The 23,690-nt window shown below is 44.9% G+C and carries 25 protein-coding genes; 6 read left to right on the top strand and 19 right to left on the bottom strand.

Annotated features, from left to right (window positions below; all coding sequences use genetic code 11):
* Positions 1 to 10 precede the first annotated feature (10 nt).
* On the top strand, positions 11 to 529 hold the full coding sequence (locus DOE51_RS04540) for a peroxiredoxin (protein ID WP_142695384.1): 519 nt from the start codon (positions 11 to 13) through the stop codon (positions 527 to 529).
* A gap of 116 nt (positions 530 to 645) precedes the next feature.
* Here DOE51_RS04540 and DOE51_RS04535 read toward each other — a convergent pair whose 3' ends face one another.
* The 5 genes from DOE51_RS04535 to DOE51_RS04515 form a co-directional block, all read right to left on the bottom strand.
* A complete protein-coding gene (locus DOE51_RS04535; RefSeq protein WP_142695383.1) occupies positions 646 to 2,079 on the bottom strand; it encodes a short-chain fatty acid transporter in 1,434 nt (477 codons plus the stop codon).
* A gap of 190 nt (positions 2,080 to 2,269) precedes the next feature.
* On the bottom strand, positions 2,270 to 3,610 hold the full coding sequence (locus tag DOE51_RS04530; RefSeq protein WP_142695382.1) for a TldD/PmbA family protein: 1,341 nt from the start codon (positions 3,608 to 3,610) through the stop codon (positions 2,270 to 2,272).
* Positions 3,610 to 4,998, bottom strand: a complete 1,389-nt coding sequence (locus tag DOE51_RS04525; protein ID WP_142695381.1) for a TldD/PmbA family protein — start codon at positions 4,996 to 4,998, stop codon at positions 3,610 to 3,612. Before DOE51_RS04525 ends, DOE51_RS04530 begins: the two co-directional genes overlap by 1 nt.
* A gap of 86 nt (positions 4,999 to 5,084) precedes the next feature.
* Complete coding sequence (locus DOE51_RS04520) at positions 5,085 to 6,884, bottom strand: glycosyltransferase family 39 protein (RefSeq protein WP_142695380.1); 1,800 nt, start codon at positions 6,882 to 6,884, stop codon at positions 5,085 to 5,087.
* A 52-nt stretch (positions 6,885 to 6,936) separates the two neighbouring features.
* On the bottom strand, positions 6,937 to 7,887 hold the full coding sequence (locus tag DOE51_RS04515) for a hypothetical protein (RefSeq protein WP_210415565.1): 951 nt from the start codon (positions 7,885 to 7,887) through the stop codon (positions 6,937 to 6,939).
* A gap of 197 nt (positions 7,888 to 8,084) precedes the next feature.
* On the opposite strand from DOE51_RS04515, the gene DOE51_RS04510 reads away from it, so the two are divergent.
* Positions 8,085 to 9,365 carry a PLP-dependent aspartate aminotransferase family protein gene (locus DOE51_RS04510; protein ID WP_142695378.1) on the top strand — a complete coding sequence of 427 codons (1,281 nt, stop codon included), beginning with the start codon at positions 8,085 to 8,087 and terminating at the stop codon, positions 9,363 to 9,365.
* A gap of 264 nt (positions 9,366 to 9,629) precedes the next feature.
* Here the strand turns inward: DOE51_RS04510 and DOE51_RS04505 are convergent, their stop codons facing one another.
* From DOE51_RS04505 to DOE51_RS04495, 3 genes are all read right to left on the bottom strand, one after another.
* Positions 9,630 to 11,996: a helix-hairpin-helix domain-containing protein gene (locus DOE51_RS04505; RefSeq protein WP_142695377.1), complete on the bottom strand. Its 2,367-nt coding sequence runs from the start codon at positions 11,994 to 11,996 to the stop codon at positions 9,630 to 9,632.
* Positions 11,997 to 12,037: 41 nt separating this feature from the next.
* Entirely contained in the window at positions 12,038 to 12,256 is a 219-nt protein-coding gene (gene infA / locus DOE51_RS04500; protein ID WP_088616707.1) for a translation initiation factor IF-1, read from the bottom strand.
* 67 nt (positions 12,257 to 12,323) lie between these two features.
* Positions 12,324 to 12,881 (bottom strand): hypothetical protein, encoded by a 558-nt coding sequence (locus tag DOE51_RS04495; protein ID WP_142695376.1) that lies wholly within the window; start codon positions 12,879 to 12,881, stop codon positions 12,324 to 12,326.
* A gap of 125 nt (positions 12,882 to 13,006) precedes the next feature.
* Between DOE51_RS04495 and lpxD the strand changes: the two genes are divergently transcribed.
* Both lpxD and DOE51_RS04485 read left to right on the top strand, forming a co-directional pair.
* Positions 13,007 to 14,059 (top strand): UDP-3-O-(3-hydroxymyristoyl)glucosamine N-acyltransferase, encoded by a 1,053-nt coding sequence (lpxD, locus tag DOE51_RS04490; protein WP_142695375.1) that lies wholly within the window; start codon positions 13,007 to 13,009, stop codon positions 14,057 to 14,059.
* Positions 14,060 to 14,068: 9 nt separating this feature from the next.
* Positions 14,069 to 14,434, top strand: a complete 366-nt coding sequence (locus DOE51_RS04485) for a hypothetical protein (protein ID WP_142695374.1) — start codon at positions 14,069 to 14,071, stop codon at positions 14,432 to 14,434.
* A gap of 27 nt (positions 14,435 to 14,461) precedes the next feature.
* Here the strand turns inward: DOE51_RS04485 and DOE51_RS04480 are convergent, their stop codons facing one another.
* Entirely contained in the window at positions 14,462 to 15,385 is a 924-nt protein-coding gene (locus tag DOE51_RS04480; RefSeq protein WP_142695373.1) for a hypothetical protein, read from the bottom strand.
* A gap of 199 nt (positions 15,386 to 15,584) precedes the next feature.
* Between DOE51_RS04480 and DOE51_RS04475 the strand changes: the two genes are divergently transcribed.
* Positions 15,585 to 16,379, top strand: a complete 795-nt coding sequence (locus DOE51_RS04475) for a TIGR02147 family protein (protein ID WP_142695372.1) — start codon at positions 15,585 to 15,587, stop codon at positions 16,377 to 16,379.
* Here DOE51_RS04475 and DOE51_RS04470 read toward each other — a convergent pair.
* The 9 genes from DOE51_RS04470 to rpmB all read right to left on the bottom strand — a co-directional run bounded on the left by DOE51_RS04470 (position 16,357) and on the right by rpmB (position 22,539).
* Positions 16,357 to 16,824 carry a Mut7-C RNAse domain-containing protein gene (locus DOE51_RS04470; protein WP_142695371.1) on the bottom strand — a complete coding sequence of 156 codons (468 nt, stop codon included), beginning with the start codon at positions 16,822 to 16,824 and terminating at the stop codon, positions 16,357 to 16,359. The genes DOE51_RS04475 and DOE51_RS04470 overlap by 23 nt on opposite strands.
* A complete protein-coding gene (locus DOE51_RS04465; protein ID WP_142695370.1) occupies positions 16,817 to 17,257 on the bottom strand; it encodes a hypothetical protein in 441 nt (146 codons plus the stop codon). Before DOE51_RS04465 ends, DOE51_RS04470 begins: the two co-directional genes overlap by 8 nt.
* A gap of 12 nt (positions 17,258 to 17,269) precedes the next feature.
* Positions 17,270 to 18,394: a class I SAM-dependent RNA methyltransferase gene (locus tag DOE51_RS04460; RefSeq protein ID WP_142695369.1), complete on the bottom strand. Its 1,125-nt coding sequence runs from the start codon at positions 18,392 to 18,394 to the stop codon at positions 17,270 to 17,272.
* Positions 18,395 to 18,478: 84 nt separating this feature from the next.
* Positions 18,479 to 20,212, bottom strand: a complete 1,734-nt coding sequence (locus DOE51_RS04455) for an electron transfer flavoprotein-ubiquinone oxidoreductase (RefSeq protein WP_142695368.1) — start codon at positions 20,210 to 20,212, stop codon at positions 18,479 to 18,481.
* Positions 20,213 to 20,224: 12 nt separating this feature from the next.
* Entirely contained in the window at positions 20,225 to 20,479 is a 255-nt protein-coding gene (locus tag DOE51_RS04450) for a hypothetical protein (RefSeq protein ID WP_142695367.1), read from the bottom strand.
* A gap of 81 nt (positions 20,480 to 20,560) precedes the next feature.
* Positions 20,561 to 21,394 carry a carbon-nitrogen hydrolase family protein gene (locus DOE51_RS04445; RefSeq protein WP_142695366.1) on the bottom strand — a complete coding sequence of 278 codons (834 nt, stop codon included), beginning with the start codon at positions 21,392 to 21,394 and terminating at the stop codon, positions 20,561 to 20,563.
* A gap of 24 nt (positions 21,395 to 21,418) precedes the next feature.
* Positions 21,419 to 21,766, bottom strand: coding sequence for a hypothetical protein (locus tag DOE51_RS04440; protein ID WP_142695365.1), 348 nt, complete (start codon positions 21,764 to 21,766; stop codon positions 21,419 to 21,421).
* Positions 21,767 to 21,979: 213 nt separating this feature from the next.
* Positions 21,980 to 22,240: a KOW motif domain-containing protein gene (locus DOE51_RS04435; RefSeq protein ID WP_142695364.1), complete on the bottom strand. Its 261-nt coding sequence runs from the start codon at positions 22,238 to 22,240 to the stop codon at positions 21,980 to 21,982.
* 11 nt (positions 22,241 to 22,251) lie between these two features.
* A complete protein-coding gene (rpmB, locus tag DOE51_RS04430) occupies positions 22,252 to 22,539 on the bottom strand; it encodes a 50S ribosomal protein L28 (protein WP_142695363.1) in 288 nt (95 codons plus the stop codon).
* A gap of 239 nt (positions 22,540 to 22,778) precedes the next feature.
* On the opposite strand from rpmB, the gene rpsR reads away from it, so the two are divergent.
* On the top strand, positions 22,779 to 23,048 hold the full coding sequence (rpsR, locus tag DOE51_RS04425; RefSeq protein ID WP_142695362.1) for a 30S ribosomal protein S18: 270 nt from the start codon (positions 22,779 to 22,781) through the stop codon (positions 23,046 to 23,048).
* A 104-nt stretch (positions 23,049 to 23,152) separates the two neighbouring features.
* Here rpsR and DOE51_RS04420 read toward each other — a convergent pair whose 3' ends face one another.
* Positions 23,153 to 23,551: a hypothetical protein gene (locus tag DOE51_RS04420; RefSeq protein WP_246845360.1), complete on the bottom strand. Its 399-nt coding sequence runs from the start codon at positions 23,549 to 23,551 to the stop codon at positions 23,153 to 23,155.
* Positions 23,552 to 23,690: the final 139 nt, after the last annotated feature.

Genomic DNA, 23,690 nt, shown 5'->3' with positions numbered 1-23,690 from the left:
AGGACGTCCCATGAAGTTGAAATATTTTATTAGCGCCTTATTATTTTGTTCAATGGCACATGCCGCTGACTTAAAAGTCGGCGACCCTGCCCCACTTTTTTCAGCGAAGACTCAAGAAAATAAAGACTTCAATCTTGCTGATCGCAAAGGTCAGTGGACAGTTCTGTATTTCTATCCGAAAGCAGGCACACCAGGATGTACAAAACAAGCCTGCGCCTTCCGCGACAGCATCCAAAAAATTCGTGAACAAGGTGCCGACGTTTTTGGTATCAGTGCAGATTCTGTTGAAGCACAAGCAGGATTTCATAAAGAGCACCACTTGAATTTCACATTGCTTGCTGATCCCGAAGATAAAGTTGTAAATCTTTACGGCAGCAAAATGCCACTGTTGAAAATGTCGAAACGTTGGACTTTCATTCTTGATCCAGAACTTAAAATCCGCGGCATCCAAAAAGATGTCGACCCAGTGATGGACGCCGAACGAGTTGCCAAAGAAATCGCGACTTTGAAAGCGTCTGATAAAAAATAAAAGCACGACTTGCAGCACGGTTAATGCCAATTCGATGCTCTACAAAAACAAAACCCTTTCAGAAAAACTGAAAGGGTTTTTAATTTTTATAATCCCTATTTTTTCAGCACGGACACTTACGGGATGACCGGTGGATGGTATTGCAAGGTTTCGCCAAGCGCCCACAGCATAAAAATTACCAATGGCGCATGCACTACTAATTGTGTCACGGTGTAACCCACGATATCACGCGCTTTCAAACCAAGTACGCCCAACAAAGCCATCATGAAGAATGGATTGATCAAGTTCGGCAACGCTTCTGCCGCGTTGTAAACCATCACAGTCCACCCCAAATGCACTTTCAATTCATTCGCAGCTTGCATCAAGTATGGCGCTTCAATAATCCACTTACCACCACCTGATGGCACGAAGAAACCAAGAATCGCAGAATACACACCCATCAAAGCCGAGAATGTGTCCGTCGTTGAAACGGAAACGAAGAAATTAGAAATATGATGCGACAATGTCTGACCATCTACACCCGGAGCTTTCGTCAAAATAAATGCGATACTTCCATAGATCGGGAACTGAATCAAAATGCCCGCGACCGAAGGAACGGCTTTACTGACAGAGCGTAGAAAACGTTTTGGTCTCCACGTCAAAAGCATACCCAACATCAAGAATAAGAAATTGTACGTATTCAAATTGGAAATCGCCAGGATGACATTCTTATTTAAGAACTCTTCCGCCAACCACCAGAAACCAAGAATCACAACAAAGATCGTAAGGATCGGGCTGTATTCCAACCATTCACTGGGTTGGTGAGGTTTTTCAACCGCATCTTCAACGTCACCGCTGACATCCACACCTAAATCAGACGCCGTCACAGCACGATCTTTTGTAGGTGCTGAAAGATAAGCGATCACTACCGACACGGCCGTTAAAACCGCCAACATCAAAATCGATTGCGGCAAAAAGATTGTTTCCGCAAAGGGAATCACACCCGTAATCGGCAACAAAGATTTTGGAATACTATCAACGTTCGCTTGAAGTTGTGCCGCTGATGAAGACAAACCCAATGCCCACGTTGCGCCCAACCCCAGATAACCTGCAGCACCGGCTGCACGATAATCCATGCGCAAATCTTTACGACGAGCCAGTGCTCTGACATAAAGGCCACCGAACACCAAACTGAAGGCCCAGTTCAACAATGAAGCTAAGATTGTGAAAAACGCGATATACGCAACAGCACTGCGTTCCGTTTTAGGAAGTTTCGCAAGCCAGTTAATCAATTTTCCCGCTGGCGGAGAAGACGCAACCACATAACCCGAGATCACCACGATCGCCATTTGCATCGTGAATGGAATCAAGCTCCAATAACCTTCACCGAATGAAGTCGCAATTGCTTTCGGAGCAACACCAGCAAGTAAAGCACCGATGCCAACAACGACAATCGCAAGAACCGCGAAAATATAAGAATCAGGAAACCAACGTTCCGCCCAGTTTGTAACAGAAGAAGCTAAGCGCTCAAGCGCACCCGTCTTCTTTGTTAATTCAGAATTTGAACTCATAGAATTAATCCCTCTTGTTAAGAAAAGTTTATGAGTTTATTTTCACTCTTAACAAGAGAAAAACCCAGCGCTAAGTGTTTAACAAGCTTAAGCATGTCACGAAGCGATGGGTTTTAAAATGAGTTTACTCTGAACTAAGCTGCTCCAGCCTTCGCGACATCCGTCGCTCCGGCACTGCGGGCTCGCGCCCCTAAGCCCCCGCGAAGCTCAGTGATTTAATTAGTACATCCGGTGTGAATGTCGATGAGCCCGGATCGTTGTAGGTATTGCCAAGGTCTTCGATATCACGAAGAAGATCCAAGACATTTCCCGACATCACGAATTGGTCGATAGCACCAACCATTTTACCGTTCTCGTATAAGAAACCTTCCGCTGGCATCGAGAAATCGCCCGTGGCTTCTTTAAAGCCCGAATGCAAAGCACCTGCGAACTCGGTTAAGTGCACAACTTTATCGTACTTCGCAAGAAGCTCTTGCAACGATTTTGAACCTTTTGCCATCACCAAATTCGTTGGCGCGATATCCATTGAAGATGCCGGACTTCTTGCTGCGTGAGCCGTGTGTGGCAAATTCATTTTCTTCGCGTATTCAAGGTTCGTTAGATAATTCTTCAAAACACCATTTTCAAACAACACCGTTTTTTGCGATGGCGCACCTTCCGAATCGAAAGGACGAACTGCAACACCTTCTGCGTTCAAAGCATCGTCAATCAATTGAAACTTTTCAGAGGCAATCTTTTGACCTAGTTTCCCTTTAAGCAAAGATTTGTTTTCGTGAACTTCTTTTGCCGAAAGATAACCAGAGATCATGGCGATCACAGTCGGGAACTGTTCGCGGTCAATCACCACAGCATAGTTACCCGTTTTCAACTTCTGCGCGCCCAAACGCGATAGAGATTTTTTAACTCCCTTTTCGCTTGTTGCTTTCGCATCGATGTCTTTAAACGATCGTGCAAAGAAAGCGTCGCCATCCATTTTTGACGACTCCCCTTCTTTCGCCAAAGCATAGGCATAACCAGAATAATAGTTTTGCTTAAACTCTTGATCCACACCTTCTGAATTCAAAATACGGCGGAAACTCATACTTTCAGAAAAACCGCTGTAAGGAACCGACTCAACTCGTTTATCAAGACTTAAACATGCGTCTTCAAGAACGCGCGCCACTTCCAACTTTTGATCCATCGCTACTTGTTCAGGATTAAAAAGATCCATTGCAGGAATTTGTTGAGGTTTCATCAATGGCACTTCAACTGCATCTGTTGACTGCACAGTCTTTGCATTCGTCAAAGCGTCTTTGTAAGTGCGAAGCAAAGCCTCTTCCGACAAGTTTTCTGTATACGCATAACCTTGGCTTGGACCAACGATTACACGAAGACCAGCCATTTGTGTTTGTGTTGATTCAAACTTTTCTAATTTCTTTTGTTGATAACCAAGCTTCAAGCTTTCGCCACCAGAAATAAGCATTTCAACTTTGGCACCATCTTGTTTTGCTTGGTTCGCGATCTTTTCAAAACTTTGTTTGATTGTATCCATTATTTTGCTCTCCCGCCGACCATCAAGCTTGATACAAGAATTTGCGGCTGACCAACAGCTGCAGGAATACTACCGCTCACCGAGCCGCACATACCTGTCGCCAATTTCAAATCGTTAGAGACTTTTGTGATTTTACCCAGCGTATCGATACCACGACCGATCAAGCATGCACCTTTCACAACTTCTTCAACACGTCCGTTACGAATGATGTAGCCTTCTTGCACTTGGAAGTTGTAGTCGCCCGTACCTGGATTGACGGAACCGCCGCCCATTTTCTTAGCGTACAAACCGTAATCCACGTCGCGAATCATTTCTTCAAATGAATCTTTACCTGCGGCGATGAAGGTATTTCTCATACGTGATGCTGGAGCATACTTGTATGATTGACGACGACCGCTACCAGTTGCTTCATAACCAGTTTGGCGTGCGCCCATTTCATCAACGATATAAGATTTCAAAACGCCATTTTCGATCAATGTTGTGCGTTTTGTTTTGTTACCTTCATCATCAAGGTTTAATGAACCCCACCCGTTTTCCATCGTACCGTCGTCAATCGCAGTCACACAGTCATTGGCGATTTTCTGCCCCAGCTTACCGCAGAACACCGAAGCACCTTTGGCAACGCTTGTCGTTTCAAGACCGTGACCACAAGCTTCGTGGAAGATCACGCCACCGAATGAATTATCAATCACCACTGGCATTTCACCTGCTGGTGCATACGCGGCTGTCGTTAAGCGCATCGCACGGTCTACGTTTTCTTGCGCGAATGCCTGCATATTCACCGTATCGTAAAGTTCTGACGTGCCCATGTGCCCCACAGTATCTGCAGAGCTTTCTTTGACACCCATGTTTTCAACAAACGTTTCAAGACGAATGCGTGAGTAAGATCTTTCATCATACGCCATCAAACCGCGAGAGTTCGCAATTTGCACACGTTGGAATTTTTCATTCAAGCCCGCTTCAACTTGCGTCACGGAAGAATTGCGTGCACGCGCATGTTGATCCAAAGAATTCAACCAACCGAATTTTCTATCGCGATTCATCTCGTGAGCTTTTTCACCAAATGTGTGAATCGAATCGAACGGGACTTGCATCAACGGCATTGATTTTTTTGCAGCACCCGAACCACGGCTTTGTGCCGCATTCAACGCAGCTTTAACCAAACCCTGTTCAGACAAATCGTTTGTTGTGACGTAAACGATTTCATGACCAAAGAACAAACGAATGCCAGCACCATACAATTGACCGACGATCGCTTGATCTGCTTTAGAATTTAAAACTGTTAGGTTTGATGAATAAGTATCTTCAACGAAGATATCTGCGAAATCTGCCCCAGTAGACAAGGCCGCGTCCAGGGCCTTTGTGAGAATATGAGATTGAACGATCATGGGACCTCCCTATTCGTATTAGGATAACTGAGCCTGCACTCACTCCCAATCAAAATCGAAAAGGTCCTATTTTTAATGCTCCGGTATTAATCAGAGATACTTTCAGAAAGTGTTAACACGGCTTCCTGCGTTGTCACGACTGGGCTAGGTCGCAATAATTCCGCAGCTTTCAAGTAAAGCCACTGCAAACTGTACGAGGACCAAATTAACAAGACCGCATCAAATGGCGCCCTGAAGCGATTTTCAGACTTGAAAACATAGACCGTGATAAAGACCGACAACAACATCAAGAATAACACTGATTGTGAGTCTGACTTGTCTCTAGAAAGCAGCAACCAGCCAAGCAAACTCAGCGGTAAAAGACCGAATATAAAGAACATCTTCCACGGCTGATAGTAGAAACTGAACGCACTATTAAAGCCGCCAGGCCAAAGTTCATTACCCAGGAATAGATAATAAACATAACGGAAACTTTTAAACATCACTGCCGGATTTTCTTTTATACAGTTGATTCCGGCTTTCCAGAAATAGCCTTGATCTGTGAACGGGTGATCCCACGTCTTTTTTAAAGTCTCGCCCGTCTGCGCGAATAGCGGTGACATCCATGACATACCCGTAGAGTCACGATTGTTTTTCGAAGGACATTTGCCTTCAACAAAGTTCAACGCACCCGCCGTCGGACCCGCCATCGGTTTGCCATAAACTTTCGCGGTCCAAATCATATGCGGAACCAATAACAGCAAACAGCCCGTCGCCATGGCCGAGATGTTCACGAATGTCTTCTTGAAGTCGCGCCCATTGCGCACCAAATACCAGAAGCAGAAAAGCGGAATGAAGAACGCGTGATTGCCTTTGAAATAAAAGCTCACCATCAAAAGCAAACCGACTAAGAAAAACTTCCAAATTTTTTCTTCTTTCAAAGTGCGTAGCAACCACCACAGGCTTAACGTTAACAAGAATGTGTAAGTACATTCTGCCAAATGATAAGTCGCGAAGCTGATTTGCGGAAAGTGAATGCTTGAAAGCACCAACGCACACAGCGCCGCAATCGCACCGAAGTGCTCAACAACGATTAAGAAAATTAATAAATTCGTTCCCCACGAAGCAAAGACCTGCATCCAATTGTGCAGCTCCCAGCCGCCCAACCAACGCGTCATCAACGACCAGAAAGTAAATCCAACGGGCTGGAAATTTTGCGACTCATAGAAAATACCATTCAGAATTTCAGTAGCGCGCACAAAGTAGCCACCCATATCAGACCACAAGCCGGTCTGTGGTGGATGGATAATAAAGACAAAAAAGAAGCGAATGCCTAAGGCACCCAATAGTACGGCCGTAGCAAAAGTTTTTTGCGGTACTGTCGCTAACGGTAACGTTCTAAATAACAAAACGCCCAAAGCCGCAAACAGCGCAATCAACAATGAAACAACTAAAGGATCTGACCATTCTTTTTCAAGTGAAAATCCAAAAGTCTTTTCGTCGGTATCACCACTTACAGCCCATTCGACACCGGCTTTTAAAGCTTCAGACGTGTGGCGAAGAACCAAGCCCCTAGAGTTGTAGCAGCGAAGTCTTTCCGTTTCAGGCAAGTTCCACTCTTGCGTTCCTGTCGTTAATGAATTCACGCAACCCCACGTGCGCAAATTCAAAGTATCTGGCGCTAAAAATTTCGGCTCTAATTTGAATTTCATCCAAAACAGGCCGGGCTCGTCATCAGAGCGACGAGCCATCGAAGAGGCCGCATTCGAGTTCGTATACAAATCAGGATAAATAACTTCGCCCGTTTTTAAGTTCGGCGTGATTGCGCAAAACAAAGCAACAATTCCGATCACTGCGGCCAATAAAAGAAGTTCCCATTTTTTTGCTTTAATTTTGCTGTAAGACATGACTTTGACTTATAGGTCATTGGCCAAAGCTCTCAAGTTACGAATCGGAAAGTCAGTCGACCTTGCAAAATCCTAAAGTATCGCACTCGTAACGATAGGGATTTTTTAGATCCGCCTCTGATAATAACGCATTTAAATTGCTACGTTTGCGATAGATATTTTTCAATATCTTCTCTGCCGGCATTTTTAAAATATCTCCCTGTGGCGTTTTATAAGAGCTGACATCCCAAACCGCTTTATTCTTTGCTCCCACCCAGCGATACATTAATTCTGGATCATAAAAGCTAAAGACCACGGCATTTTTACTATCTTTCGCCCATGTTCCATCAGCGCCACGAATGTATTTCCAAAAACTAATGTCAGCATCGCGTGTTTCCGACGACAACAACCGCAGCGGAACTTTCAATTCCCGCCGCCAATGAGTCGCGATCTCTTCCGGAAAAAGATTTAAAATTTTCAAAAAACTCACAGCGAAATCGGCACAGCCAGCCCCCTGCCCCCACAACGCTTGCGAGCGCAGGCCGCCATAGACCGTCCAAAGTTTTAATTTTTCGTATTGAGCCAGATAATTTTCCAAACGCGAACACTGCGCTGAATTTAGTTTCAATTGAAAACGACGAACGTAATCTTGGCTTTCTAAAATCGAAAGCCATTTCAAAACTTCATCATTCTTATAAAAGCGCCCCTGCACGTCGATCAAAAATGTCTCGAGTGCTCGGCCTTTCACCATCAAATCCCAGGCATAAGAAAAATTCGAACGATCCGAAGTCATACCACGATACACAGGTGACTTACTTCCACACTGCAATTTGATATTCACATGCGAGATTCCATGCGGATAAATATCCCACCGATAATTGTCGTTCTCCCAGTGGCCCACCTTAGCGAAGGAATTGTGGTAAGCACTTCGGACCAAGGCTCCTGGAGTCGACCAATCTAGCGGCTGTGGAGCGCGGTAAAAGAGCAGCTCCAACTCATCTGCGTGAGCCCGAACGTGTGCCATTAGCATCATGGTAAAAATCGAGAACAATAAAAGTCCGCGCATCCATCCCTCGAAGAGACATCACAGTCGGGATTTCTCCGCGAGTACAATTATATTCGAGCAAGCTTGCTTTGCAGCGCGCCCTCCATACGATTCATCTTTAAACTCATTAGAATACATGCTCTAGTTGGTGCAAATTAAAGACTGGAGCACTCTGTATGACGAAAAAGCTAAGCTCTTCGCCAAAATCTCTTCGCACCAAAGCCATTCACGGCGAGGCACAATCTAAATCCTGGGAGTTTTCTCACCACTTGATTCCGCCAATGACCGCATCAACAACTTTCCGTCTTGAATCCTTACAGCGTGGTGCTGAAGGCTTCAGTACTTTTGCGGCCGACCAAAAATCTGAAAAGCCCATTTGGATCTATGACCGCTTGGAAGAACCGACGACAAAAATGTTAGAAGATCAGTTGGCATTACTTGAACGTGGCGAATGTGCCGTCACTTTTGGTAGCGGTATGGGGGCGATCGCTTCAACTTTATTGTCTTTGCTTAAAGCAAATCAAAAAGTTGTCGCCCATAAAACTTTGTACGGCTGTACATATAGCCTTATCACAAACTGGATGCCACGATTCAATATTCAGAATTCCTTGATCGACATCAACGACTTCACGAAACTTGAACAAGAACTGAAAGATCCTACGACTCGTGTGGTGTATTTCGAATCAGTTTCAAATCCTATTCTTGAAATCGCCGACTTAGAAAAAATCGCGGCCTTAGTTAAGAAAGCCAATCTTAAACGCGCCAAAGACAATCAGATCTATACAGTCGTTGATAATACCTTTGCGACTCCGTGGGCTTTGCGTCCGATTGAATGGGGCATTGATTTCGTGATCCAAAGTTTGACGAAAAATATTTCTGGCTTCGGTACAGAAATGGGCGGCGCCGTCATCGCGCCCAAAGAGCATGAAGGAAATCTTCGTGTCGCACGTAAAGACTTCGGCGCCATCATTCATCCTTATTCAGCATGGCACATTTTAGTTTACGGGATTTCAACACAAGCCATTCGCTTTGAACAACAGCAAGATTCAGCAATGAAAATTGCCACTTACTTGGAAAAACATCCCAAAGTGGAGCGCGTGATTTACCCAGGTTTAAAAAGTCATCACCAGTTCAAGCAGGCCAAAAAATATCTGCAATCGCCAGAAGGCAAATTTGCTCCAGGCACGATGATTTCATTCCAACTTAAAGGCCCTATGAAAAAGTGTCAGAAATTTGTCGATGATATCGCACAAAATTCTTACTCGATCACATTGGCAGTAAGTTTGGGATTAACGAAAACATTGATTGAAGTGCCGGGCTTTATGACTCACTCGGCGATTCCAAGTGATAAACGTGGAGAATCAGGAATTGATCCGCGTGCGATTCGTTTGAGTATTGGTTTAGAAAACGCCAATGACATCATTCAAGATTTAGAAACAGCCTTGTCACGAGTTTAACAAGCTTTGAAAAAACAAAAGCCCTGGTCACCCAGGGCTTTTTTAGTTGCTTCAGCTTTCGCGACTGCCGTCGCTACAGTTCTGCCGACTCCGTCGAATTACTTACGGATTTTCGCTTTGTACATACGCTTCTTAGTAAGAAGACGTTTTTTTCTGTGACGGATACCTTTTTTAGATTTGCCTTTAGCTGCCATTTTGATCCCCTTGTAAGTTGCTTCAGCCTAGGCCCCTTCCGGGGCTGCGGCTCTGCCCGCGTACGCGGTATTATTTCTTATTAGTCGGAGTGTTCATCAAAGCCGCGAACGGATTGTTGAACGGATTAGCTGGCTTCGCTGGAGGACCACCTGCTGCTGGTCTTTGTCCTGCGCCACCACCTGGAGGCATTCTTACGCCACCTGGTTTGTAACCGCCTTGCTGTTGACGAGGTTGATCGCCGCGTTTTTCACGAGGAGCTGAAGCCTCTGGCGCGTCGTCCATTTTCATCGTCAAAGAAATTTGGTTCTTAACTTGATCCACTTTCATAACTTTAACAGTCACATGATCGCCTGGATTTACCACTTTACGAGGATCATCCACGAACTTGTGAGACAAAGCAGAAATATGCACAAGACCATCTTGGTGAACACCGATATCAACGAACGCACCGAAGTTCGTTACGTTTGTTACGATACCAGGACAGATCATACCTTCTTTAAGGTCTTTCACTTCCATGATGTCATCACGGTATTGGAAAACTTTAAATGGATCACGTGGGTCACGGCCTGGTTTTTCAAGCTCTTTCACGATGTCATCAAACGTAAACTCACCCACGATTTGGGCCCATTTAGTTCTTTGTGCAAGAAGCTTCTTAGCTCCTTCACCGATAACTTCAGACAAAGAAACGCCAAGGTCTTTCGCCATGTCAGTAACCGCTTGGTAGCGCTCTGGATGGATACCTGTAGAGTCCAAAACGTGTTTGCTTGCAGGAATACGTAAGAAGCCTGCAGCTTGTTCGAAAACTTTTGCAGAAAACTTAGGAACTTTCAAAAGTTCCGAGCGATCCGCAAACAACGCTTTCTTACGAGCTTCAACGATACCTTTCGCCAACGCCGGACCAATGCCCGCCACGTGTGACAACAACGCTGCAGAAGCCGTATTCACGTCAACGCCCACGTTGTTCACGCAAGATTCAACCACTGCTTCCAATGATTTTTTCAATTGCGATTGATTCACGTCATGTTGGTACTGACCAACACCGATAGATTTTGGATCGACTTTAACAAGTTCAGCCAAAGGATCTTGCAAACGGCGCGCGATAGAGATCGCACCTTTTACCGTCAAATCAAGATCTGGGAATTCTTCACGAGCGATATCAGAAGCAGAGTACACAGAGGCACCCGACTCAGAAACCATCACGACAGGAATATTTTTACCAAGATCTTTCAAAACTTTGCGCAAGAACGCTTCAGTTTCACGACCTGCAGTACCGTTACCCACTGCGATCGCTTCAATTTGGATTTGTTTCAAAACGTCACCGAACAAAGCCTTCGCTTTGCGATCAGCATCGTCACCCAAAGTGTAAAGAACTGTGTGAGAAATGAAAGCGCCTGATTTATCAATCAATGCCACTTTACAACCCGTACGCAAACCAGGGTCGACACCCAATACGCATTTTGATCCGTATGGAGAAGCCAACAAAAGTTTACGAACGTTTTCAGCAAACACCGTGATCGCATCTTGATCCGCTTTTTCTTTCAACTGACGGTGAACTTCGTTCACAACAGAAGGAAGAACGTAAACGTTCAAAGCAAGACGAGCAGATTGTTTCAAGTATTCGCCGATAGCATTGTCTGGAGTTGAAGTTGCGAATTTTTCGTAAGATTTTAAAATCTCTTCGTCATCGCCCTTCACATCAAGAGTCAATTCTTCTTCTTGCCAGCCACGTCTCATCGCCAAGTAGCGGTGATTGTTTTTAGCATCAAGCAAAGCTTTTACTGGCTCTTCAAATTCTTTGTACATGTCGTACTTAGAGTTTGGTTTGAAGCCTTTCGCTGCTTTAGAAACAACGCGACCTTTTTCGTTGTAGTTTTTTGCAACCATATTACGAAGATCTGCATCATTGGCGATTTTTTCGACGATGATGTCTTGAGCACCTTTAAGCGCTTCTTCGTAAGTGACGATTTTGGCAGTTGGGTTTAAGAAAGCTTTCGCTTTCATTTCCATAGTCTGGTCGTCTTTCAACGTGCCATGACCCATGTCCCAAATCCAATTTGCCAAAGGCTCCAAGCCCGCTTCGCGTGCGATAGTTGCTTTGGTTTTTTTCTTTTTCTTGAATGGTTTGTAGATTTCCTCTAGCTCACCCAAGTCCCAAGACATCTCGATACGTTTTTGCAACTCAGCAGTTAAGTTGTTTTGCTCCCCGATCTCTTTGATCAAGAAAGCTTTACGCTTAACGATTTCGTTGAAAGTTTCGTGACCTTCGATGACAGAGCGAATTTGAACTTCGTCCAAATTGCCTGTTTGTTCTTTACGGTAACGAGCGATGAAAGGAACCGTAGCCCCTTCCGCAGCAAGATCAATCACTGCTTGTGCTGACTTTGCTGGGACTGTTGGGACAATACGAGCCAAATAACTCTGAAGAGCCTGATCCATAGAACCTCTAGATTTATTGGAAATAATAGGAAGTTAAATCTTTATTTATGACGGAACATGATCAGACCATGAGTAGGATCGTAAGGTGAAACCCCTACGCTTACACGGTCTCCCACAACCACGCGAATATTAAAACGTCTCATTTTTCCGCAAAGTTTTGCGTTAATGATCGCCTTGTTTTCGAGTTCGATCTTGTATAGACCCCCTGCAAGGGCGTCGATCACTTTTCCATCAATTTGTACTAAATCGTCTTTTGCCATGTAGGTAAATTTCTAGGCCAGAACCGATTGCCTTGCAATAGAATTCTGACCTTCCTGAGCTTTAGGTTTACGTTAGTTTCCTATTGCTGATCAGCATACGCTTGCCATCCTCAAATAAAACTTCAAGTCTGTCGTATTCATTTGAAAGGATGTAGCCCCAGCCGAAAATCTTATGCTCAATCGGAGTTTTAGCTTCGTATTGAGATGCGATATTATAAGCCTGAGCTTTCGTCGCTTTATATTTTTCGTGAAGATCTACCCATTTGGCTTGGTCTTCATTCATGCCTGTTTTATCGATTTTAACTTTCTTCTCTTTTTTAGGAGCTTCAGTCTCAACCGGTGCAGTTTCCTTCACAGCTTTCGGTGCTTTTTCAGCTTTTGCCGCTTTCGCTGGTTTTTCCTCTTTAGCAGCTTTTACTGGAGCCGCTTTCGGAGCAGGAGCTGCTTTCGCAGGTTTTGCAGATTTCTCAGCCGCTTTTGGAGCTGGTTTCGGTGATGAAGGTTTCGCTACCGCTTTAGAAGCAGGTTTAGCCGCAGCTTTTGGAGCCGCTTTCGCAGCTGGTTTTGCCGCTGGCTTTTTTGCTTTTGCCGCAGGTGCTTCCTTTTTCGCAGCCTTTTTTGCCATTCAATTCCTCTCTTCCTAAATAAGGTGAGAAATGATCGAAAAGTGTTTATTAACCAGATCTAACCTATTACACAGTGTCTTGACAGCAAAAAAATAATGGGAAAGTGTTAGCGCGAGGCATCACTATGATAACAGCAGAAGTAATTAAAGATCTCCAATCGGCAGATTTGTCCTATGTTTCCGGTTCTCTTCAAGCGGTTGCTACAAAAGTTCTTCCTCCTGAACAGCTCGAAAAAGGCTGCTTGGTGTTCATCACTAAGCAAGATCAGCTGGAAACAGTTTTGAAAGCGGGAGCTTCGATCGTGGTTGCTCACAAATCAGTGAGCCTTCCTGAAGATAGCAACGCGACATTCTTCCAAACAGGCAACTTGCAGATGGCGATGGCGACGGTTCTGCCGCTTTTCGACGGCAAAATGAATCGCTACAATCAGGCCGAGAAAATTCACCCAACAGCATGCATCCATGAAACAGCTCATTTGGGGCAAAATGTTTACGTGGGTCCATTTGCTGTGATTGGTGAGCATGTCCGCATCGGTGACTACGCAACAATCGGCGCCCATACGGTTATCGAAGGTCATGCAACGATCGGCGATCACACTTTGTTGCACCCGCAAGTTTTCGTGGGCGCCAACTGTGACATCGGTTCACACTGTGAAATCCATCCGCACACAACCATCGGTGCTGACGGTTTTGCATTTGCGCCAACTAAAGAAGGCACTCATAAAAAAATCCCACAAATCGGCAAAGTCGTTATCGGCAATTGGGTCGAGATCGGTGCAAACTGCACAGTCGACCGCGCTGCTTTGACTGAAACACGCATTGGCAATGGTTCGAAATTCGATAATTTCTGTCACGTTGCCCATAACGTTATCATCGGTGAAAACAACGTCTTCGCTGCCGGTTTTAAAATCGCAGGTTCAAGCCGCGTTGGTAGTAACTGTATGGTTGGTGGCGACACAGTTGTGAGCGACCACGTGACAATTGGTGATAAAATCATGATCGGCGGACGCAGCGGCGTTTCAAACGACGTATTGAAACCTGGCGCTTACGCGGGTTATCCGCTAGAACCACTTCGCGACAACATGAAAACTCTTGCGACGATCAGCAACGGCAACTTGCCACGCTTGAGAAAAGAAGTTGCACGCATCATGAAACATCTAGGTTTGAAAGAAGAATAGGAGTCATCAATGACATTCGAATTTTACAAAATCATCCACATGGCCGGCCTTATCTGTTTGTTCTTTGGCTTCGGCGGTCTTTTGGTGGCGACTTACTCGGGCGTACAATTGAAAACTCCAGCGCGCATCATGAGCTTCGCGACTCACGGTATTGGCTTGTTGCTTTTATTGTTGGGCGGTTTCGGTATGCTTGCGAAAATGGGCATCATGGCGCAACTTCCAGGTTGGGCGTTGGCTAAATTGATCATCTGGATCTTGATGGCTCTTGGTATTTCATTGGTAAAAAGAAAAGGCTACATCGGTTGGCCGATCGCCATCTTGTTGATCGTACTTGGTACGACAGCAGCGGTTCTTGCGATCAATAAACCGTTCTAGGCTGGCTGACACTCCGATTTCGTCGGACTAGTTACAATAGCGATACTGCTTCATCAACTCGCGGGTCTTTTTTGCACCCGCGATATCGCCACCACGTTTTTTATTCCAATCATCACTGCGTAACGGCCCCCAGTAAGTCCCCGTCGAACCTTTCGATGTCGGCGTCATCAAAGTGTCACGCGACTCCAATTCATCTGACAATAAATCGACAGCGCACTGAATATTATCTTTTGGCTCGTGCAAATCATTCGCTTTAGGGCACACACGCGATTCCAATTGGAACAACCCTACAGCCGTACCATTGCGTGCATTTTTATTATCGTTCGTAGGTTTACAACTTGATTCTGACGAAGCCATCGACATCATCGTCCATACCCAGAATAAGTTACGTTGTGACTTATTCATCTTCGGATAATTCGGGCACCACTTTGTAATATCATCTGGAACGTTGTCACCGAAGGCTTTGGGTTTGTCTTTAATCGCCTGCAATGCAAACGATCCCCACGAACCCATCTTACCTTCCGAGTTCATGAAGTGATCACAACCTTCAGCAAATTTACCAGCCATGTCTTTACCGACACTCATTGAAATATCTTTGTCGATATCATCTTCGTAAATATAACCGGCATCCTCACGCGCCTTCACTGCGATGTCGGAAACATCCTTCGCGGTCTTCTTAAGCTTACGTTCCGTGCCCTGCATGGGTTGAGAATTGGATTGGTTGAACATCAAAGGACACAAGCCCACGACACCTTTGATCAGAGCTTGTTTCTGCGCCGTTTGTGTAGCTGCCGTGGCGGCCGCCGTTTGTTGAGCCGCCAAGTTCGCCGTCGTCGCCTGCATATTTTTAACAAAAGTATCGTACGCTGTTGTATCCAACGTAAGGACCCCAGGAGAGTAACTCCCCCAAGTTAACAAAGCTGTAAGTATTAAGAAATGCAGGCGTTTCATCAAAATACTTATCGGGAATCGGCACCATTACTGTAAGCCTTTCCCAAAAAGCCGCTGCGGACGTGAAAAGTTGGACCAACGCCCGGAAATCCTTTGCCACACACACTTTCCTGGAACATACCCCAGAAGCACATGGAACACTTCTGGCCCTTTGTCAGTGACAGAGGATGAGAGATTAAATAATTGTTCACAATAATATATGGAACACAGACCTAATTATCGAAATTTTATCATCAATGAGCTTGAGCGCCGTCAAAAGAAGAATCCAGCGTATTCTTTGCGCGCGTTTGCTCGCGATTTGGGGATCCCTTGTTCTCGTTTAAGTGAAATCATTAATCGCAAAATGGGTTTGTCCCAAGCGCGCGCAGTGAACTTGGCCGAGAAGTTAAGCCTTTCTCCTTCTGAAAAAGAATACTTCTTGGACCTCGCTTTGAGTGAACACGCTCGCAGCCCTGTCGTTAAAGAAATGGCGACAAACCGCGTGCGTGCACGCGATGCTGTGACAACACAAATGGGTGAAGATACATTTGCCGTGATCTCTGACTGGTATCACTTGGCTATCGTTGAATACTTGGGTCTTTCAACATCAACTCACTCGATCGAAGCAATTTCAAAACACTTCGGTCTGCCTATTGATGAAGTTGAAAAAGCCGTCGAACGCCTTGAGAAAGTTAAAATCCTTGAGCAGCGTGATGGTAAGTGGGAAGTGATGCAAGAGCGTCGTGCGGCGGCTTTCCGTCCTGACTTCAGATTTGCGCATAACTTCTACGATCAATTGAGTAAAATCGGTCGTGGCAAAGTCGAAGCACCAGGCGTTCATCAGTTTGAAATGGCTGCGACAATGATTCCAGTTAAAAAAGAAAACTCACGCAAAGTTGTCGAAAAAATTCGCCAATTCCGTCGTGAGCTTTTGAATGACATGGAATCCGAAGCAGACAAAGACTCGGTTTACTGTCTGACGATGCAGTTCTTTAACCTGACAGAGCTTGATTAATCGCTTCAACTTCTTTCATCAATTTTTTGAAGTGAGAGCCCTTCCAGAATATTTGTCGGCACACGGGGCATTCGAAAAATTGATCGTAAATTTCTAAGGTCTTAGGCGCGACTTGCACGTTTACATGCGCCTTCGAAACTTCCTTTAATTCCGCATTACATTTCAAACACCGGGTCAATGGCGCAGTGATTTGCAGCTTTAAACGCTTGGCTACTTCCAATGCCTGCGCTTTGGGCTCATCAGCAGCCACAAGAATGGCTTGCGGAAAATCAGCAACTAATTGGCGATCTTGAGTTAAAAGAATGCGGCCCTGAACTTGGGCCTCATGAATCAGAACACTATCGGGAACCGCCTGAAAAGCGATGGCATCAAATCCAAGAATTCGTAACCATCGCAACAGACCTAAGAGATTTTCATCAACAAGAAAGCGCCACGACTCAGTCATGAGTCGCGGAATCTACTTTCGGAGCTTGTTCAACAACAGCTTGAGGTGCAGAGAGCGTGCAAGATACTTTGTAAGTACCATCATTGATGCTCGCCCACTGAAGATCTTTAGCAGCGAATTCAGAAGAAATCTCTTTATCACCTACTTTAAGATTTTGCAGAACAACGAATGCATCCATCGTTTTTGAAGTCACATCGTCTTCAATCAACAGTTGATACTGCAATTTCGTTTGGCCATCAGTAAAAGCCACTTGAGCAAACTTGCCCAAATGATCTTCAATAGAAAGCAGCAAAAGATTTAAATCTTTTTTCTCTTCAAGCTTGGTTTCGTTTTTTGAAAGAGTACAAGATACCGATTTATAATCAGTCACGCGCTTCACGGCCGCAAAGCCTAGCGAAGGCAACAACACCAAAATAGAAATCAACACTTTCATCATCATCCCCTACTAGAACATTGAATACTTCAAGAAACGGCATTCAATGTTACCGTTGAATACGAAGTGCTTGCGAGTTGATTTTAATTTTAAATCCGCAATCAATTCTTTGTTTCCAGACAAGATCCACGCGTCCCAACCTTTAAAGCGGTGTTTCAACGTGAAGCCAAGGTCACGGTAAACGTCACGAAGATTGTCTTCGTCACCAATACGCGCGCCGTATGGAGGATTCACAACGATCAAACCTTTTTCAACCGGAGGTTCAACAGTCGCAACAGATTCTTTTTTGAATTGAATCACTTGATCAACGCCAGCACTTTTCGCGTTGTCTTTTGCACTTTTCAAAACGCGGTTGTCGATATCGAAACCGTAGAATGCAAAATCCAACTCTTCTTTTTCAGCGTCCATTGCTTCTTGTACAAGGTTTTCCCAAGCTTGTTTGTCGTAGTTCAACCAGTTTTGGAAAGCAAAACGTTTACGGTGTACACCTGGAGCGATATTCATCGCCATCATCGCCGCTTCAATCAAGAATGTTCCAGAACCACACATGAAGTCGATGATTGGTGATTTGCCATCCCACTCTGACAACTTCAACAGACCTGCTGCCAAGTTTTCTTTCAAAGGAGCTTCACCCGTTTCTTTACGGTAACCACGCATGAACAATGAATCACCTGAAGTATCCACTGCAACGTTGAATTGGTTTTTAACTGCACGCACGTGAATACGCAAAGATGGATTTTCGTTATCAACGTCAGGGCGCACGCCGAATTTTTCGCGGAATTGATCCACGACAGCGTCTTTGATTTTCATCGCAACAAAACGTTGATCGCGCATTTTAGAATCACGAATCGTCACGTCGATAGAGATCGTTTGATTTGGTTTAATGTATTTAGTGAAATCGTGGCGAAGAATTTGTGTGTACAACTCTTCCGGTTGATAGGCCGTGAAATCCAAAACGGGTTTCAAGATACGGCTTGCCAAACGAGATTGCAGATTCGCTTTGTAGCAACCTTCCCAGTTACTTTCGAAGTAAACACCACCGACAGTTTTGTCGATCGTCTTTAATCCTAAGTCTTTAAGTTCTTGTTCTAGGGGTTCTACGAGGCCTTTCGCAGTAGAGGCGAAAAATTCAGGCATGGGGTCATTCCTTTCAGGCTTACACTCCGGCTTCGCCGGAGTAGCACATTTTGAAAGAAGCCCCATCCCAAGCGCAGGGCTTCCTTATACCTCTCGGTATTGTGGTCCACCGCCCCCTTCAGGGACAGTCCACTCGATGTTTTCGAATGGGCACTTAATATCACAAGTCTTACAGTGAATACAGTTTGTATAATTGATTTGTAGGTCTTTCTTGCCTGGTTCTTTTGTAGACGGAACCATTTCGTATACAGAGGCCGGGCAGAAATGATTACAAGGCGATTTGTAATTAGGCTCACATACTGAGCGGCAAATATCGCCATCTTTCAAGATAAGATGATTCGGAGAATCCTCATCGTGCATCGTACCCGTCAAGTAAACGCTTGAAAGCTTATCAAAGAACAACTGACCGTCTGGTTTAGGAAGTTCGCCCAATTGTTCAGCGAAACCGTTAGGTCCCCAAACGTCGACAACCTTCTCAGTCGTCTCTGCGTCAGTGTGAGGGATCGGCATAGGATCTTGAAGACCACGGCCACCTGTTGCCTCTTGAAGAGCCAATAGAGGCATAGAAGCCACGATACCTTTGCTCAAGGCTTGGTGGAAGTTACGAACTCTGTAAAGCTCGTCTTTCACGTAGCCCGCTTGAATGCGTGCATCGTAGTTTTTCGTCACGGCTTCAGAGAAGTCGCCACCTTTAAGGATGCCCTCAAGGATTGTATCCGCAGCTTGCATACCTGACTTCATCGCCAAGTGGATACCTTTTAACTTCTGAACGTCCACCATGCTGGCAGAGTCACCGCAAACCATGAAGCCATCACCGTATAGTTTTGGCATTGAGTAGTAACCACCCGCTGGCAATGTCTTACCACCGTAAGCGATCACTTTACCACCCTTCAACATGCTTTGAAGGAATGGATGTGTTTTCAATTTTTGCAATTCACGGTGTGGATCTAGCAATGGATCTTCAGAATCCAAGTACGCCACAAGACCTACGATGATTTTATCGCCAGGCAATGTGTAGATGAATGTACCACCGATAGATTTCGACAATGGGAAGCCCATTGTGTGGATCACTTGACCAGCCTCAACAGTGTTCGGCGGCATTTGGATGATCTCTTTTACGCCTTCTTCAAAAACTTCTTTGTTTTTGCCAGCGCGCAAGTTCAATTTTTCAGAAACTTTTTTGAACAATGAACCGCGAGTACCTTCTGCAAAAATAGTAACTTTTGATTTTAGGATCAAACCCGGTTCGAAGTTGCCTTTTGGATTGCCGTTTTTATCACGACCTTTATCGCCCGTGCGTACACCAACGATTTTGTCACCTTCATACAAAGCTTCAACAGCTGCGAAACCTGGGAAGATGTTAATACCTTTTTCTTCACACTTCGTCGCCAACCAGCGGTTCAATTTGCTGATTGAAACGATGTAGTTGCCTTCGTTATGGAATGGCGGAGGCGTGATCGGAAGTTTGAAAGAGTAGTCAGAACCTAGATAGTAAACTGCATCTTTCTTCACTTCCGTATCAAGAGGAGCGCCTTCTTCTTTGAAGTTCGGCATCAACTCACGCAAAGCTTTTGGATTCAAAACTGCGCCCGACATCGAGTGCGCGCCGACTTCAGAAGCTTTTTCGATCACGACGATCATTTGCTCAGGAATTTGTTCGCCCTGTTTTTTACCAGCGGCAACGTCTTCATTGTGTTGTTGAATTTGATTTTGCAAATGAAGGGCGCAAGAAAGACCTGCGGAACCACCACCAACGATAAGAACGTCAACGTCCATCGTCTCGCGTGTAACACCTTCTGGAAGTGAATCGTAAACCATGTATATCTCCTACTACTCTTCAGCCGGCTCTTCGTTTTTCAACTCAGCCTGTGGCGCTAACTTACGAACTGGAGTGACCACCTGACTTTGCACCTTCAGATCGCTTTCATCGCGACCACCTGGGTATTCGCGTTTCTTAGCGGCTTTAGCGATTTCAGCTTCTTTTGCTTCATCGTATTGGCTGCCTGCTGGAACTTCTTCCGCAGCGTGAACTGCCGCGCCAAAAGTGCAAGACAAGGCAAGAACAAGCAAAGTCATTCGGATCATAAATTTCTCCGTTTCGCAGTGGGTGCGAATATAAAAACCAATTGAGAACGTGTCATTGAAATAGTGCAAAAAATTTAGAATTTAAGCAATAGGAAGGCGACGATGATCGCGCATTGGAATCTGACGACGAACGCTGTCAATTCTCTCTCGACTAAGGGTCGTGATCGCAAAACCCACCGAGCGCTTTTCAACATGAGCAACAATCGCTCCCCAAGGATCAATAATAAGCGAGTGACCATAGGTTTCTCGAGCACCGCTACGCACACTTTGGTGTGTCCCGCCTTGGGCACTGGCAAGCAAATAAGACTGACTCTCAATCGCACGGGCGCGCAAAAGAACTTCCCAGTGCGCCTCCCCAGTTTTCACCAAGAACGCGGCGGGCACCAAAATCATATCCACTTCTTTGCGAGCGTATTGCGAAAACAGCTCGGCAAAACGCACGTCATAACAGATCGTTTCGCCAATGCGCCAGCCATCAACTTCAAGAATACTCGGTTTCTGACCATGACGAAACACATCGGATTCGCGAATGGCTTTTTGCCCTTCAAGTTGAATGTCAAACAAGTGCATTTTTTGATATGTCGGCGTAATTTTCCCCTCTGGAGAAATCAACATCGATGAATTGTACAAATGCCCTTCGACAAACAAAGGCACTGATCCTAAATGCAGATAGGTATTATATTTCTGTGCTTGTTCAGCCAGACGAGCAAAGGCGCGATGAGATAAAGAAAACCCTTCGATCTTCTCGCCTTCTTTGATTCTCATGTACAGGCAGTTTTCCGGAAAGCCCACGAAGCGGGGCTTGGAATCAGATTTGAAAATCTCTTCTAGCAGAGCTTCCATCTGCATCAAGTTGGCATCGACATCGTCGATCGAAGTCATTTGTGCGACTGCAACCACCAACTCAGATTTCATAGAAGCTCCTTAAGTCATAACCGACTATTCAGTTACTGGAGCGACCATAGAAGTGCGCGCTTCTTTAACTTCGCGGCAATTCCATTTCGCGTCTTCAAGAGTTTTACGAACTCCAGCAACGTACTCTTCACACGAGTTATGATTTTGACCAGAACCAATGTTTTGATCAACACCTTGTTTCGTGTAAATCGCTTTGCATCTTTGATCAGATGTTGTTTCGATTCGCAAAGTACGAACGGTCTTATTGTGTTTGCAAAGCACCAAAGAGTCGCCGATTTCAGCGTGTGCTAGGGACGAAAAAAAAAGCACTGTGCTCGCTGTCGCGATCAGTGCTTTCTTAGTTTTATCTAGAGAGAATTGGTCTCTTTTCAAAGCTGCTCCTTTTGTTCCCTGAATCATTCAGGCCGGGTGCAAACAAGCAAGTTGTACTTGCAAGTCTGGGTCTATGAAAAGCTCATAAACCCAACTTTGATTTTAAGCAGCTATGTAAGAGACCGAAACGAAGAGATCTAACTCGAGACCAAATTTAGACATTTATCTTAGGAAGATATTGCCTAGTCTAATACCAGCGTCAGCTGGCACTAGTTATGCGGACTTAGATTTAGATGCTTTCTTAGAAGTTTTTTTCTCTTTAGCAGCAGCTTCAACTAGTTTCACATTTGAATAGTCGATGAAGCCTTCTTTTTTCAAAAGACCGTCTTTTTTATCGTAGTGTGTTTCAACTTTCACACCTTGAACTAGGATCTTCATTGCAGTTGCGTCTACAGCCAATACTGTGCCCTTTTTGCCTTTGTCAGAGCCAGTGATAACTTGTACTGTCGCGCCTTTTTTGATTTTCAATTTCATGGCGAAGCCTCTTATTTCTTAGTGCTGATTTTCTTTTTGATTCTAGATTTGATCGCCATAGCTCTTTTAGAGAGTTTTGCGTCATCCGCGTTCAGAAGGTAAGCGTCAAAACCGCCTACGTGTTCCATGTCGCGAAGTGTGCTTGCAGCGATTTGCAATCTAACCATAGAGTTCAAAGCACGGCTAAATAGGCGTTTCTTTTGAACATTTGGTTGAGCTGTTGATTTAGTTTTAATGTTGGAGTGAGAAACCAAGTTTTTTACAACAGGTCCTTTTCCAGTAATTTCACATCTGCTCATTCTAAGCTCCTCATAGCTTGCCTACCCGGTCGGTAAGCTCTTATTTATATTACGGCGGACCCATAAGGCCCTGGATACAAGTCTGGGAGACCCCTTCAAGGCATTTCTTATGCCTCAAAATCAATATGGACGCCGCAAACAAGAAACAACCATATAAAGTAAAAAGACACTTGATGGCAACCTTTTTTTCTTGTACACACAATAACTCGCTAACCAAAAGGGAATCAAAAAGAGGAAACATGAAAAAAACAACTCGTAGCAAATACAGACAAGAATTCGCAGGCGACCACGTATTCGATTACAAAGATCCAGCATCTTTGACTCGTTTTATCGGCGATGGTGGCAAAATCACTCCTTCTCGCATTTCTAAGCTTTCAGTTGCTCAACAAAAACGTGTAGCTGCAGCAGTTAAAAAATCTCGTAATCTAGCTTTGTTGCCTTCTGGTACAGACGCTTACGATACTTTCTCTAGAGCTGAAGCAATCTCTCCAGTTCCTTTCGAGATCTAATCGATCCTGATTCGAGAGAGATTTCCTTTTGGAAAGTAAGCTCCTCCGGCGAAGTCGGAGGGCAAAACGAAAAAAGCCGGTTTATAGCCGGCTTTTTTTTATTTCTACTTATTGTTCTGCGCTTTTCTAAGCTTCCATGAACACCAGACAGTTATAATAACCATCAGAAGGTAGCTCTTACTTGACCACTGATGCAGAACCGGCCCTGGAATCCCCATAAAAGAGAGCTGATCAAACGGCACTCCCCAATTCAGCAAACGAATCCCTAAAATGGGTAGCGCAAACATCAACCAAAACTGAAGAACCCCCACGTACCAGATCTTCTGGGAAAACTTCGCGCGTCTATATTCTATAATCAACAATACAAGCGGCATAACGACAAACAGCACCCCTGCGACGGTCGCGGCAACTTGGCGATCAGGAATCAATTTAAAAATGAAGGTGACGGCGATGATCACCAGAACTTGGACAATCAGGTATTTGTTGAAAACATTCAGTCTCATATCCAAGAAGCTAGACCAGCCCCAAGGACAACTCAAGACATAGAGCGCCTTAGCTCCCCCTATATTTCACTTGGCCGATAAAACATCCGGCACCCGCCCTGCAATAGGGTCTTCATGAAAATTCAAACCACAATCTTTA

The organism is Bdellovibrio sp. NC01 (genome assembly GCF_006874625.1).
Lineage (GTDB): Bacteria > Bdellovibrionota > Bdellovibrionia > Bdellovibrionales > Bdellovibrionaceae > Bdellovibrio.
Note: the sequence above shows the minus strand (reverse complement) of the source record. Positions and strands in the feature narration are given on the sequence as shown.